Annotated in this window: 14 protein-coding genes; 12 read left to right on the top strand and 2 right to left on the bottom strand. The window is 69.7% G+C overall.

What is annotated here, in order from left to right:
• The first annotated feature begins 104 nt into the window (after positions 1-104).
• The 8 genes from map (at position 105) to truA (ending at position 5,443) form a co-directional block, all read left to right on the top strand.
• A complete protein-coding gene (gene map, locus ABT025_RS37665; RefSeq protein ID WP_351003186.1) occupies positions 105-941 on the top strand; it encodes a type I methionyl aminopeptidase in 837 nt (278 codons plus the stop codon).
• Positions 942-1,126: 185 nt separating this feature from the next.
• A complete protein-coding gene (gene infA, locus ABT025_RS37660) occupies positions 1,127-1,348 on the top strand; it encodes a translation initiation factor IF-1 (RefSeq protein WP_003956442.1) in 222 nt (73 codons plus the stop codon).
• Between the two features lie 60 nt (positions 1,349-1,408).
• On the top strand, positions 1,409-1,522 hold the full coding sequence (rpmJ, locus tag ABT025_RS37655; protein WP_003956441.1) for a 50S ribosomal protein L36: 114 nt from the start codon (positions 1,409-1,411) through the stop codon (positions 1,520-1,522).
• A 194-nt stretch (positions 1,523-1,716) separates the two neighbouring features.
• The gene (gene rpsM / locus ABT025_RS37650) at positions 1,717-2,097 is read left to right on the top strand and encodes a 30S ribosomal protein S13 (protein WP_014047799.1); all 381 of its coding nucleotides are present in this window, start codon (positions 1,717-1,719) and stop codon (positions 2,095-2,097) included.
• 105 nt (positions 2,098-2,202) lie between these two features.
• Positions 2,203-2,607: a 30S ribosomal protein S11 gene (gene rpsK / locus ABT025_RS37645; RefSeq protein WP_003956432.1), complete on the top strand. Its 405-nt coding sequence runs from the start codon at positions 2,203-2,205 to the stop codon at positions 2,605-2,607.
• 137 nt (positions 2,608-2,744) lie between these two features.
• A complete protein-coding gene (locus tag ABT025_RS37640) occupies positions 2,745-3,767 on the top strand; it encodes a DNA-directed RNA polymerase subunit alpha (RefSeq protein ID WP_003966937.1) in 1,023 nt (340 codons plus the stop codon).
• Between the two features lie 227 nt (positions 3,768-3,994).
• The gene (gene rplQ, locus ABT025_RS37635) at positions 3,995-4,498 is read left to right on the top strand and encodes a 50S ribosomal protein L17 (RefSeq protein WP_136328425.1); all 504 of its coding nucleotides are present in this window, start codon (positions 3,995-3,997) and stop codon (positions 4,496-4,498) included.
• A 90-nt stretch (positions 4,499-4,588) separates the two neighbouring features.
• The gene (truA, locus tag ABT025_RS37630) at positions 4,589-5,443 is read left to right on the top strand and encodes a tRNA pseudouridine(38-40) synthase TruA (RefSeq protein WP_351003185.1); all 855 of its coding nucleotides are present in this window, start codon (positions 4,589-4,591) and stop codon (positions 5,441-5,443) included.
• Between the two features lie 18 nt (positions 5,444-5,461).
• On the opposite strand, the gene ABT025_RS37625 is transcribed toward truA, so the two are convergent.
• Together ABT025_RS37625 and ABT025_RS37620 are read right to left on the bottom strand one after the other, a co-directional pair.
• Positions 5,462-7,333: a hypothetical protein gene (locus ABT025_RS37625; RefSeq protein ID WP_351003184.1), complete on the bottom strand. Its 1,872-nt coding sequence runs from the start codon at positions 7,331-7,333 to the stop codon at positions 5,462-5,464.
• A 53-nt stretch (positions 7,334-7,386) separates the two neighbouring features.
• Positions 7,387-8,241 (bottom strand): hypothetical protein, encoded by an 855-nt coding sequence (locus tag ABT025_RS37620; protein WP_351003182.1) that lies wholly within the window; start codon positions 8,239-8,241, stop codon positions 7,387-7,389.
• A gap of 261 nt (positions 8,242-8,502) precedes the next feature.
• On the opposite strand from ABT025_RS37620, the gene ABT025_RS37615 reads away from it, so the two are divergent.
• From ABT025_RS37615 to glmM, 4 genes are all read left to right on the top strand, one after another.
• Positions 8,503-10,122 carry an ABC-F family ATP-binding cassette domain-containing protein gene (locus ABT025_RS37615; protein ID WP_351003180.1) on the top strand — a complete coding sequence of 540 codons (1,620 nt, stop codon included), beginning with the start codon at positions 8,503-8,505 and terminating at the stop codon, positions 10,120-10,122.
• 687 nt (positions 10,123-10,809) lie between these two features.
• Positions 10,810-11,253 carry a 50S ribosomal protein L13 gene (rplM, locus tag ABT025_RS37610; protein WP_266781688.1) on the top strand — a complete coding sequence of 148 codons (444 nt, stop codon included), beginning with the start codon at positions 10,810-10,812 and terminating at the stop codon, positions 11,251-11,253.
• Between the two features lie 45 nt (positions 11,254-11,298).
• On the top strand, positions 11,299-11,835 hold the full coding sequence (rpsI, locus tag ABT025_RS37605) for a 30S ribosomal protein S9 (protein WP_351003178.1): 537 nt from the start codon (positions 11,299-11,301) through the stop codon (positions 11,833-11,835).
• Between the two features lie 164 nt (positions 11,836-11,999).
• Complete coding sequence (gene glmM, locus ABT025_RS37600) at positions 12,000-13,358, top strand: phosphoglucosamine mutase (protein WP_351003177.1); 1,359 nt, start codon at positions 12,000-12,002, stop codon at positions 13,356-13,358.
• Positions 13,359-13,477: the final 119 nt, after the last annotated feature.

Below are 13,477 nucleotides of genomic sequence, written 5' to 3'. Positions count from 1 at the left end.
CTGGGGGGCGGGGGCGAGGGCCCGGGCCCCCCCCCCCCGACTGTTTGCGCCGTACAGTTGAATACGCCGCAGCCGTCACCGTCCATGCAGAAAGGCGCCGCGCAATGGTGCAGATCAAGACCCCCGAGCAGATCGCGAAGATGCGTGAGGCGGGGCTGGTGGTCGCTGCCATTCACGCGGCCACCCGTGAGGCGGCCGTGCCCGGCGCCACCACGCAGGACCTGGACCAGGTCGCCCGCAAGGTGATCGCCGACCACGGCGCGAAGTCGAACTTCCTCGGTTACGGCGGATTCCCCGCGACGATCTGCACCTCGGTCAACGAGGTCGTCGTCCACGGCATCCCGGACGAGAAGACCGTCCTCAAGGACGGCGACATCATCTCCATCGACGCCGGCGCGATCATCGACGGCTGGCACGGCGACGCCGCGTACACGGCCTTCGTCGGCACCGGTCACGCTCCGGAGCTCATCGAGCTCTCCCGGGTGACCGAGGAGTCGATGTGGGCCGGCATCGCGGCGATGAAGGTGAACGGCCGCCTGGTCGACATCTCGAAGGCGATCGAGTCCTACATCCGCCGCCAGCCCCGTCCGGCGACCGGCAAGTACGGCATCATCGAGGACTACGGCGGGCACGGCATCGGCACCGAGATGCACATGGACCCGCACGTGCTGAACTATGTCGCCCGCAAGCGCGGCAAGGGCGTCAAGCTGGTCCCGGGCCTCTGCCTGGCCATCGAGCCGATGGTCTCCCTCGGCACGGCCCGCACAGAGGTGCTGGAGGACGAGTGGACCGTCATCACCACCGACGGCACCTGGTCCTCCCACTGGGAGCACAGCATCGCCCTCACGGAGCAGGGCCCGCTGGTCCTGACCGCTCCGGACTGCGGCCGCGAGAAGCTGGCGCAGTACGGCGTGGAGACGGCTCCCGACCCGCTGGGCTGAGTTCCCGGCCCGGCGGCGTGATTGAAAGCCACCCGGAGGTCTAAGGATCAGCCGCGGTGGGCAAACTTGACGGATTCGTCTTTTGGAGTCCGCTGACGTAGACTGACTCGTCGGCTCTCGTGCATCCGTGTGTCCGCATACGAGTGACGGAAGTCGATCAAGGTAGCCGATTCGAAAGGCGAAGCGTGGCCAAGAAGCAAGGTGCCATCGAAATTGAGGGCACCGTGATCGAGTCCCTCCCGAACGCCATGTTCAAGGTGGAACTCCAGAACGGTCACAAGGTCCTCGCGCACATCTCCGGCAAGATGCGGATGCACTACATCCGAATCCTTCCGGACGACCGGGTCGTGGTGGAGCTCTCCCCGTACGACCTGACGCGTGGCCGGATCGTCTACCGCTACAAGTAGATCTTGCCCACATCCCGCTTCGGCGGGGTGCTGGCACTGACCCGGAGAACCTGACATCCCATGAAGGTCAAGCCGAGCGTCAAGAAGATCTGCGACAAGTGCAAGGTGATCCGCCGTCACGGTCGGGTCATGGTCATCTGCGACAACCTGCGCCACAAGCAGCGCCAGGGCTGACGCACGACCCCCTCGCATCTCGCAGTACTTCGCGCGACGCACGTAAACGTACATACGCAGTGCCCGTCCAAGCCACGGCTGACGACACCTCCGGCGGGGGCCGGAGACCCGGGCGTACCACCTCTCCCAGCGAGAGGTCGGCGGTCGGGAGTGGCACTGCGGAAGACCCCCGAAATGACAACTGGAGCCATTGAATGGCACGCGTTTCAGGTGTTGACATCCCGCGCGAAAAGCGCGTGGAGGTTGCCCTCACCTACGTCTTCGGTATCGGGCGCACCCGGTCCAAGGAGATCCTCGCCACCACCGGCGTGAACCCGAACACCCGCGTTCGTGACCTGGCCGAAGAGGACCTGGTCAAGATCCGCGAGTACGTGGACGCCAACCTCCGCACCGAGGGTGACCTTCGCCGCGAGATCCAGGGCGACATCCGCCGCAAGATCGAGATCGGCTGCTACCAGGGCATCCGCCACCGTCGCGGTCTCCCGGTCCACGGCCAGCGCACCAGCACGAACGCTCGTACCCGCAAGGGCCCGCGTCGCGCGATCGCCGGTAAGAAGAAGCCGGGCAAGAAGTAGTCCTCAGCGGACGCACTGCGAGCGTCCGGATCTCCGGACATCCGCAGTATCCAGCGGTCTTCGCTGTAGGACCGATCACCTCCCCTCTCCATCTGGAGTCAAGACATGCCCCCCAAGGGTCGTCAGGGCGCAGCCAAGAAGGTGCGTCGCAAGGAAAAGAAGAACGTCGCTCACGGGCACGCCCACATCAAGAGCACGTTCAACAACACCATCGTCTCGATCACGGACCCCTCGGGCAACGTGATCTCCTGGGCCTCCGCCGGCCACGTCGGCTTCAAGGGCTCGCGCAAGTCCACCCCCTTCGCCGCGCAGATGGCCGCCGAGTCGGCCGCCCGCCGCGCGCAGGAGCACGGCATGCGCAAGGTTGACGTCTTCGTCAAGGGTCCGGGCTCCGGCCGCGAGACCGCGATCCGCTCCCTGCAGGCCACGGGCCTGGAGGTCGGTTCGATCCAGGACGTCACCCCGACGCCGCACAACGGCTGCCGTCCGCCGAAGCGTCGCCGCGTCTGATCCGCTGCGGTCGGTGACGGCCGTGCGTCAGTAGCGTGGGTACGGGCGGTATGCCCCCTACGGGGGTGTGCCGCCCGTATCCTTGTTTCATCTGTCGGGTGTCAAATAGTGGGCGCCCACGACTGAAGGATTCACACATGCTTATCGCTCAGCGTCCGTCGCTGACCGAAGAGGTCGTCGACGAGTTCCGCTCGCGGTTCGTCATCGAGCCGCTGGAGCCGGGCTTCGGCTACACGCTCGGCAACTCCCTGCGTCGCACGCTCCTCTCCTCGATCCCGGGTGCCGCTGTCACCAGCATCCGTATCGACGGTGTCCTGCACGAGTTCACCACCGTGCCGGGCGTCAAGGAGGACGTGACCGACCTCATCCTCAACATCAAGCAGCTGGTCGTCTCCTCGGAGCACGACGAGCCGGTCGTGATGTACCTGCGCAAGCAGGGTCCCGGCCTGGTCACCGCTGCCGACATCGCCCCGCCGGCCGGTGTCGAGGTCCACAACCCGGACCTCGTCCTGGCCACGCTGAACGGCAAGGGCAAGCTGGAGATGGAGCTGACCGTCGAGCGCGGTCGCGGCTACGTCTCCGCCGTCCAGAACAAGCAGGTGGGCCAGGAGATCGGCCGGATTCCGGTCGACTCCATCTACTCGCCGGTGCTCAAGGTCACGTACAAGGTCGAGGCGACCCGTGTCGAGCAGCGCACCGACTTCGACAAGCTGATCGTCGACGTCGAGACCAAGCAGGCCATGCGTCCCCGTGACGCCATGGCGTCGGCCGGTAAGACCCTGGTCGAGCTGTTCGGTCTGGCGCGCGAGCTCAACATCGACGCCGAGGGCATCGACATGGGCCCGTCGCCGACGGACGCCGCGCTCGCCGCCGATCTGGCGCTGCCGATCGAGGAGCTCGAGCTCACGGTCCGCTCGTACAACTGCCTCAAGCGCGAGGGCATCCACTCGGTGGGCGAGCTCGTGGCCCGCTCCGAGGCGGACCTGCTCGACATCCGCAACTTCGGTGCGAAGTCGATCGACGAGGTCAAGGCGAAGCTGGCCGGTATGGGCCTGGCGCTGAAGGACTCGCCTCCCGGCTTCGACCCGACCGCCGCGGCCGACGCCTTCGGCGCGGACGACGACGCGGATGCGGGTTTCGTGGAGACCGAGCAGTACTGAGTCGCCTCCGGCTGGGGTGCCCGGGTCTTCCGGGTGCCCCGGACCGGGCGAGGGCTTTGTCCTCAACTGCCGGACGGGCTTGATTTCGGCTCGTGCGCGAGGGTTCTGCCCTCGATCGCCGGACGGTCTCGGATCGTCCGGCCCACGCATACTTCCGTGTGGCGACCGCCGCGCGGGAACTGACACCGGTACCTGATACGGCCGGTGCAGCACACAAGGAGAAAACCATGCCTCAGCCCGCCAAGGGTGCCCGTCTGGGCGGCAGCGCTGCGCACGAGAAGCTTCTTCTCAACAACCTTGCGAAGTCGCTGTTCGAGCACGGCCGCATCACCACGACCGAGGCCAAGGCCCGCCGCCTGCGTCCGGTCGCCGAGCGTTTCATCACCAAGGCGAAGAAGGGCGACATCCACAACCGTCGCCTGGTGCTGCAGTCGATCACGGACAAGGGCATCGTGCACACGCTCTTCACCGAGATCGCCCCGCGGTACGAGAACCGCCCCGGTGGCTACACCCGCATCACCAAGATCGGCAACCGTCGTGGCGACAACGCCCCGATGGCCGTCATCGAGCTGGTCGAGGCCCTGACCGTGGCGCAGGCTGCCACCGGTGAGGCCGAGGCCGCCACGAAGCGTGCGGTCAAGGAAGACGCCCTCAAGAAGGACGAGACCCCGGTCGAGTCCGTCGAGGACGCCAAGCCGGCCGAGGCCGACGAGGAGTCCAAGGACGCCTGAGCGTTCTGAGACCTCTGGACGGGCCCGCATCACCCTTCGGGGCGGTGCGGGCCCGTTTCGCTGTGTACGGATCTTGAGAGGATCGCTGGTGTGAGTGACGTGGTGGAGCCCGGTTTCGTCCGGGTGCGGCTGGACCTGGCGTACGACGGCAAGGACTTCTCGGGCTGGGCGAAGCAGACCGGCCGGCGGACCGTCCAGGGGGAGATCGAGGATGCGCTGCGGACCGTGACCCGCTCCGTGCGCACCTACGACCTGACCGTGGCCGGACGCACCGATGCCGGGGTGCACGCCCGGGGCCAGGTCGCGCACGTGGACCTGCCGGCCGAGGTGTGGGCCGAGCACGCCTCGATGCTGCTGCGGCGGATGGCCGGGCGGATGGCGCCCGATGTGCGGATCCGGCGGATCGAGGAGGCGCCGGCCGGGTTCAACGCCCGCTTCTCGGCCCTGTGGCGCCGGTACGCCTACCGGGTGTCGGACGGCCCCGGTGGTGTCGATCCGCTGGTGCGGGGTCATGTGCTGTGGCACGACCGGGAGTTGGACCTCGATGCGATGAACGCGGCTGCGGCGCGCATGACGGGGGAGCACGACTTCGCCGCGTACTGCAAGAAGCGCGAGGGGGCGACGACCATCCGGACCCTGCAGAAGCTGAGTTGGGTACGTGACGAGGCGTCCGGGATCATCACCGGGACCGTGCAGGCCGACGCCTTCTGCCACAACATGGTGCGTGCGCTGGTGGGGGCGATGCTGTTCGTGGGCGACGGGCGCCGCCCGTATCCCTGGCCGGCCGAGGTGCTGGCGGCCCGGGTGCGCGATCCCGGGGTGCACGTGGTGCGGCCGCACGGGCTGACGCTGGAGGAAGTCGCCTACCCGGCCGATGAGTTGCTTGCGGCCAGGGCGGTGGAGGCGCGCAACGTGCGGACGCTTCCCGGGGCCGGCTGCTGCTGACGTCCGGTCAGGCGGTCGTCAGGGGGCCGTGTGCCTCCGCCGGCGCAGCTCGGACGTGAGGGTGCCCGCCAGGTACAGTGTCGCGCCGCTCAGCAGCGAGGAGCGGAACCAGCCGACCCGCGGACTCCACCAGGCGAGGGCCGCCGCCGCGCCGACGGCCACCAGCGCGGCGGTACGGATCAGCCACCAGCGGCCGGTCCGCGGGGTGCCTTGGCCGGGCGCGGGCGGATGGCTGCCGGTGCTCGTCGTCATCGTGTCGCGCATCCCCGCCAGGATGGAGCGGCGGGGCTGCACCCGGGCGCCGGGGATGTCGCCGAGGATCTCGGTGTCCCCGCCGAAGCCCGGCGGCACGGGCGGCAGGCCGAGGGCGGACACCAGATCGGCCTGGTGACGGACCGGGTCGCCGGTGGCGCGCAGGATGTGCGCCAGGGGGCGCGGGTCCGCCACCCGGTACAGACGGGCCAGGTCGCCGGCGGCTGCCTGTACGTCGGCGTGGTCGGGGGCGGGGGACTCGGTGTCCCAGGTGTGCGTGACGATCCGGCGGCCCTGGTGGAGGGCGGTGACCGTGCAGCGCTCGGGGGTGCGGTGCAGGATCAGGGCGGGCCAGCTCTCGCCGGTCGTGAAGGTCTCCGCCGCCGCGGTCAGCGGCTCCTCCGGCAGCAGTGCCGTGCGCCGGCCGCGGGAGGCTTCGGGGACCACCTCGGCATAGCTGTATCCCTGGCCCGCCGGGGCGGTACGCAAGGAGAAGCCGCTGAGCAGGGCCGCCTGGGCCACGGCGGCCGGGGGCGCGGGCACGATGGCGACCGCGCGTGGGGTGAGGGCCGCCCAGTCGGGGGCGACGGCGGGCGGCTCGGGCGGGCGGCCGAAGAACGGGATCCGGGCTGCGAGGTCGAGCCGGACGTCGGACCGGGCTTCGAGGAACTCGGTACGGGGGTCGCCGAGCCGGTTCCACGGGTACTCGGTGGCGTGGACGCCGATGGCCCGGAAGACGTCGAGGGCCTCGGCCGGCCGGTCGTCCATGATCAGCATCAGGGCCAGGTCGTTGCGGAAGCCGGCCGCCTCGCGGTCGCCCGCTCCGGCGTAGGTGTCGGAGAGGGCCAGGGCCCGGGTAATGGCTGCCGCGACCTTCGGCCCGTACGGGTCGGGGCCCTCGGGTTCGTCCGCCTCGGACAGCCGGTACTCCAGTGCCGCCTGGAGCGGCAGAGCGTGCAGCTTCGAACCAGGCGGGGCGGACTCGGCCACCCGCTCCGCGTACCGGAACATCTCCTCGTGCGAGCCGTACCACTTGGCGCACAGGTACTGCAGCGCCTGCGCGTGGCAGCCGAAGTGGTGCGGGTCGCGGGCCTCGGCCTCGGCGAGGTAGGCGTCGAAGACCTCGCGCGGGGCCTGCGTGCCGCGGGCGTGGGTGAGCGCGATGCGCCAGGGGACCGGGTCGGCGGGGTTGAGCTCGGCCGCGGCGCCGATCACCGGCACGGCGTCCTCCAGGAGTGCGAAGAAGGCCTGGAACTGGTCCCGTTCGACATCCTTCGCGCGGGCGTCCGTCCGCACCTTCCACGCCTGGTGGAGGTGGAGGTCCGCGACGACCAGAAGGGCGTCGGGGTCGTCGGGGGACTCCGCCAGCCAGGCGTCCAGCCAGCCGTCGTGGTGCAGCGCGGTCCTGGCCAGCCGGCCCACGTAGGCGTCCCTGCGCTCCCACTGCGCGTGCAGCCGCGTCGAGGCGAGGAGCTCCCGCGCCGGGGCGTGGTCGCCGGCCGTCGCCGCTGTGAGGGCGGCCCGCAGCGGGGCGTCCGGCGGGTCCAGGACCACGGCCTCGTCGGGGGCCAGGTCGACACCGACGGCTTCGCGGTGGCGCAGGATGCGCAGGAAGGAGACCAGGAAGACGAGACGCACAGCAGCGGTCCTCCGCATCCGGGAGAGTTGGCTGAACCGAAGGAACGGGCCGGTCAGGTGGCGGGTGCGGTGGCCGCGGCCGAGGCCTGGACCTCGCCGCGGTGCCGGATCTGACGGAAGGCGAAGTTCGTCAGGTCGTCGCCGACGGCGAACACGTCCTTGTCGGCCTTGGTGACGTTCTTCCCGCTGGTGAAGCCGCTGATCGCGAAGTAGGCGTACCGGCCGTAGGAGTTGGCCGTGCGGCGGCAGAAGGAACCGGCGGGGCAGAACGACTGCACACCTGCGCCGCTGAGCGGTGCGATGCTGCCGCTGGCCTGCTGGGCGGCCTTCTTGGCCTGGGCTTCCGTCTCGAAGACCGCGAGGCCGAGGGTCACGGCCACACCGCTGCGGCTGTACGTGGCCCGGATGACCTGGTCGCAGCCGTTGTTCGTGAGGATCGAGCCCAGTGCGCCCTTGGTGGTCGTGGCGCACTTCGTGGTGTGGTGCGTCGCGCCCTTGGAGTAGACGCGGTCGCCCATCGTCAGCTTCTTGCCGGGGAAGAAGGCGTCGACCGTGACGGGCGCCCGGTCCTTCTTCACGTCGGATATGTAGTCCTTCGGATCCGGCGGGGGCGGCGGGGCCACCGACGAGAACGAAGGCTCGGGCTCCGCCGTGTCGCTCGGCAGAGCCGTCGCCGACGGCAGCTCGCTCGCGTTCTTCCCGGACGTGCCGCCGGAGTCGTCCTTGTTGGTCGAGATGACCGCGGTCGCCACGATCGCGGCGACCGCCGCGGTGGCCAGCGCGCCCCCGCCGATCATCAGCCACTTCTTGCGCCTGGCGCGTGCCGCGGATGTCTCGGCCAGCGCTGCCCAGTCCGGAGTCCCAGTGCCCCCGGGCCCCCAGGAGGGCCCCCCTTGCCCAAAGCTCATGCCGCGAATCCTAGGCCCTTTTGTTCGGATCAGGCCGGGCTCGTGGGGTCCGGCACACACATCTGCGGCGTTGTCGTCCATCACCAACTCCCCCATGGGCCCGCAGGACATGGGGGGATCCCTCGGCGTTCCCTCGATCCTCGGCCGCGCAGGTGCACGCACCGGACCCCGCTCCCCGATCCGGCCCGATCCGAAGGACGGGACCGGGACCGGGGGTAATCCGGTTGGGCCAGGGCTTCGCTGCCCGTGACAATGCTCTGCATGGGACATCTTGAAGCAGGCCATCTTGAGTACTACCTACCGGACGGGCGGGTGCTGCTCGGCGATGCTTCGTTCCGCGTCGCGGACGGTGCCGTGGTCGCCCTCGTGGGGGCGAACGGCGCCGGGAAGACCACGCTGCTGCGGCTGCTCGCCGGTGAGCTCCAGCCGCACGGCGGCTCGGTGTCGGTGAGCGGCGGACTCGGCGTGATGCAGCAGTTCGTCGGCTCGGTGCGCGACGAGCGCACGGTGCGCGACCTGCTGGTCTCCGTCGCCCAGCCCCGGATCCGCGAGGCCGCCGGCGCCGTCGACCGGGCCGAGGAGCTGATCCTCACCACCGACGACGAGGCCGCGCAGATGACGTACGCGCAGGCACTGAGCGACTGGGCGGAGGTGCGCGGATACGAGGCCGAGACGGTCTGGGACATGTGCACCATGGCGGCGCTCGGCGTTCCGTACGAGAAGGCGCAGTGGCGTGAGGTGCGCACACTCTCCGGCGGCGAACAGAAGCGGCTGGTGCTGGAGGCGCTCCTGCGCGGGCCCGACGAGGTGCTGCTGCTCGATGAGCCGGACAACTATCTGGACGTCCCCGGCAAGCGGTGGCTGGAGGAGAAGCTGAGGGAGACCCGTAAGACGGTCCTCTTCGTCTCCCACGACCGGGAGCTGCTGTCCCGGGCCGCCGAGAAGATCGTCAGCGTGGAGCCCAGCCCGGCCGGTAGTGACGTCTGGGTGCACGGCGGTGGCTTCGGTACGTACCACCAGGCCCGCAAGGAGCGGTTCGCGCGCTTCGAGGAACTGCTGCGGCGCTGGGAGGAGGAGCACGCCCGGCTGAAGGCGCTCGTCCTGCGGATGCGGCAGCAGGCGGCGAACAGCCCGGACATGGCCAACCGCTACCACGCGATGCAGACCCGCTTCAAGAAGTTCGAGGACGCCGGCCCGCCCCCGGAGCCGCCGCGCGAGCAGGACATCAAGATGCGGCTGCGCGGCGGCCGGACCGGGGTGCGGGCGGTGACCTGCAAGAACCTGGAGCTGACCGGTCTGATGAAGCCGTTCGACCTGGAGATCTACTACGGGGAGCGGGTCGCCGTCCTCGGCTCCAACGGGTCGGGGAAGTCGCACTTCCTGCGTCTGCTGGCGGGCGAGCCGGTGGCGCACACGGGGGAGTGGAAGCTCGGGGCGAGGGTGGTGCCCGGACACTTCGCGCAGACCCACGCCCATCCGGAGCTGCTGGGCAAGACCCTCGTCGAGATTCTGTGGACGGAGCAGGCCAAGGACCGGGGCGGCGCCATGTCCGTACTGCGGCGGTACGAACTGGAGCGGCAGGGGGACCAGCCGTTCGAGAAGCTGTCCGGCGGCCAGCAGGCCCGTTTCCAGATCCTGCTCCTGGAGCTGGCCGGCACGACCGCGCTGCTGCTGGACGAGCCGACCGACAACCTGGACCTGGAGTCGGCCGAGGCGCTCCAGGACGGGCTGGAGGTCTACGACGGCACGGTGATGGCGGTCACGCACGACCGCTGGTTCGCGAAGTCCTTCGACCGGTACCTGGTGTTCGGTTCGGACGGCTTCGTACGGGAGACGACGGAGCCCGTGTGGGACGAGCGACGGGTCGAAAGGGCCCGGTGACGCGGGGCGCGCCGTGTCCGGTGGGTGGGGGTGTGGCCCCTCCGGGGCGTCTCCTCAGAAATGGCGTGTGCACCCGGGACCGCGAGGGTCCCGGGTCGTACGCCATTTCCTGCGGGGACTCCCCTGCACGTCCCCACCCTGCATCACGTGCGTCTGCACATCGGCGACACGACCGTCGCAGACGCAGGACGGCCGGTCCGGGGCCGTGCAGGGGAGTCCCCGCAGGACGACGAACACATACCCGGCCCGCTCTGCGTACCGGCGGAACGTTCGTCGTTTGAGGAGACGCCCCGGAGGGGCCCCGGACCCCACCCACGGCACATGGCGAACCCCCCGGGGGCACCCGCACAAACCCAGCCCGTCCGGCGCTTGAGGACGGAACCCCGCACCACAGAGGCCCGCACCACAGAACCCCGCCCACGGAACCCCGCACCAAGGACCCCCACTGCCGCCCGCCCAAGGGCGACGCGTTTTGACCCGTCCGGGGCGGGGCGGGTAGTGTCGGTGACTGTTATACGTATTGGCTTCGTCGTTCTCACGCGAAGGGCCCTTACGTAGGTTCCCTGGAGCAGTTACCAGTGGCTCGCATACGGGCGTCGTTCCCGGCATTGTGAGCCCCAGCTGCATGATCGCTTCAGGGGAGCCGTGTGTCTGGACCCCATCCACTGAAGAAGCGAAGGCTACGAAGTGCGTACGTACAGCCCCAAGCCCGGCGATGTCACTCGCCAGTGGCACATCATTGACGCCGAGGACATCGTTCTCGGGCGTCTGGCCACGACGGCTGCGAACCTCCTCCGAGGCAAGCACAAGGCGATTTACGCCCCCCACATGGACATGGGCGACTTCGTCATCATCATCAACGCCGACAAGGTTCACCTGTCCGGCAACAAGAAGACCCAGAAGATGGCGTACCGCCACTCCGGGTTCCCGGGTGGTCTCCGCTCCGTGCGTTACGACGAGCTGCTCGCGAAGAACCCCGAGAAGGCCGTCGAGAAGGCCATCAAGGGCATGATCCCCAAGAACACCCTGGGCCGTCAGATGATCTCGAAGCTGAAGGTCTACGCGGGCGACCAGCACCCGCACGCTGCGCAGCAGCCGGTCCCGTACGAGATCACCCAGGTCGCGCAGTAGTTCCGGCCTCCCCCCAAAGACGTAAAGAAAGATCTGAGGAGAATCGTGGCCGAGACCACTGCAGAGACGCCCGTCGAGGGCACCGAGGTCACCGAGGGCGAAGAGACCTTCGCCGAGGTGACCACCTTCGAGTCGGAGGTCCCCGTCGAGGGTGAGTACACCTCCGAGTCGCTCGCAGGCCGCTTCGGCGACCCGCAGCCGGCGGCCGGCCTGGGCCGTCGCAAGAACGCCATCGCCCGCGTCCGGATCGTTCCGGGCACCGGCAAGTGGAAGATCAACGGTCGCACCCTTGAGGACTACTTCCCCAACAAGGTGCACCAGCAGGAAGTCAACGAGCCCTTCAAGGTGCTCGAGCTCGACGGCCGCTACGACGTCATCGCCCGCATCTCGGGTGGCGGCGTCTCCGGTCAGGCCGGCGCCCTGCGCCTCGGCGTTGCCCGCTCGCTGAACGAGGCGGACGTGGACAACAACCGCGCCACGCTGAAGAAGGCCGGCTTCCTCTGCCGTGACGACCGTGCGGTCGAGCGCAAGAAGGCCGGTCTCAAGAAGGCCCGTAAGGCCCCGCAGTACAGCAAGCGCTAAACCGCCTGCTCAACCGCGTTCTACGTTCGCCCCGGCGGCACACTCGTGCTGCCGGGGCGTTCGTTTATTGGCGGTCACGGGCATATAACGGCATAAGGCATTCATAGGCTTGTTGCTTACTTAGTCTGAATTTTTGCGTTTCGGAGCACCTTCGGAGGACACCAGTGGGACGACTCTTCGGCACGGACGGCGTGCGCGGTGTCGCCAATGCGGATCTGACGGCCGAGCTCGCGCTCGGTCTCTCGGTCGCGGCGGCGCACGTACTGGCCGAGGCGGGCACCTTCGAGGGCCATCGGCCGACGGCCGTGGTGGGCCGCGACCCGCGAGCCTCCGGAGAGTTCCTGGAAGCCGCCGTGGTGGCCGGCCTCGCCAGCGCGGGCGTCGACGTCCTGCGCGTCGGCGTGCTGCCGACCCCCGCTGTGGCCTACCTCACGGGCGCCCTGGGTGCCGACATCGGAGTGATGCTCTCCGCCAGCCACAACGCCATGCCGGACAACGGTGTCAAGTTCTTCGCCCGCGGTGGCCACAAGCTCGCCGACGAGCTGGAGGACCGCATCGAGACGGTCTACGAGCAGCACCGCACCGGCGAGCCGTGGGCCCGTCCCACCGGCGCCGGCGTCGGCCGGATCAGCGACTACGTCGAGGGCTTCGACCGCTACGTGGCCCACCTCATCGCCGTCCTGCCCAACCGGCTCGACGGCCTGAAGGTCGTCCTCGACGAGGCGCACGGCGCTGCCGCCCACGTCTCGCCCGAGGCCTTCGCCCGGGCCGGGGCCGAGGTCGTCACGATCGGTGCCGATCCGGACGGTCTGAACATCAACGACGGCTGCGGCTCCACGCACCTGTCGCTGCTCCGCGCCGCCGTCGTCGAGCACGGCGCCGACCTCGGCATCGCCCACGACGGCGACGCCGACCGCTGCCTGGCCGTGGACGGGGCGGGCGAGGAGATCGACGGCGACCAGATCCTGGCCGTGCTGGCCCTCGCCATGCGCGAGGCCGGGCAGCTGCGCAAGGACACCGTGGTCGGCACCGTGATGTCGAACCTCGGCTTCAAGATCGCCATGGAGCGCGAGGGCATCCAGCTCGTCCAGACGGCCGTCGGCGACCGTTACGTCCTGGAGTCGATGAAGGCCGAGGGCTACGCCCTGGGCGGCGAGCAGTCCGGACACGTCATCGTCCTGGACCACGCCACGACCGGCGACGGCACGCTGACCGGCCTGATGCTGGCGGCCCGGGTCGCCGCCACCGGCCGTTCGCTCGCCGATCTGGCCGGTGTGATGGAGCGCCTGCCGCAGGTCCTCGTCAACGTGCCGGACGTGGACAAGTCCCGTGTGGGCACCTCCCCGGAGCTGGCCGCGGCCGTCGCCGAGGCCGAGCGCGAACTGGGTGCCACCGGCCGTGTGCTGCTGCGCCAGTCGGGTACGGAGCCGCTGGTGCGGGTCATGGTCGAGGCGGCCGACATCGAGCAGGCGCGCGCGGTGGCCGGACGACTGGCCGATGTGGTGAAGTCCGCGCTGGGTTAGGACCGCGGTGGGGGGGGGGGGGGGGGGCCGCCCCCCCCCCCCCCCCGACGCCGCCCGGGGCCCCCCGGGGCAGCGGGGGGGCCCCCCCTTGGGGGGGGCCCCCCCCCCCCCCCCCCCAA

The sequence above is a fragment of the Streptomyces sp. NPDC002809 genome (assembly GCF_040295435.1).
Classification (GTDB): Bacteria; Actinomycetota; Actinomycetes; order Streptomycetales; family Streptomycetaceae; genus Streptomyces.
The sequence above is the reverse complement of the archived record's forward strand: the minus strand, read 5'-3'. Positions and strand labels throughout refer to the sequence as shown.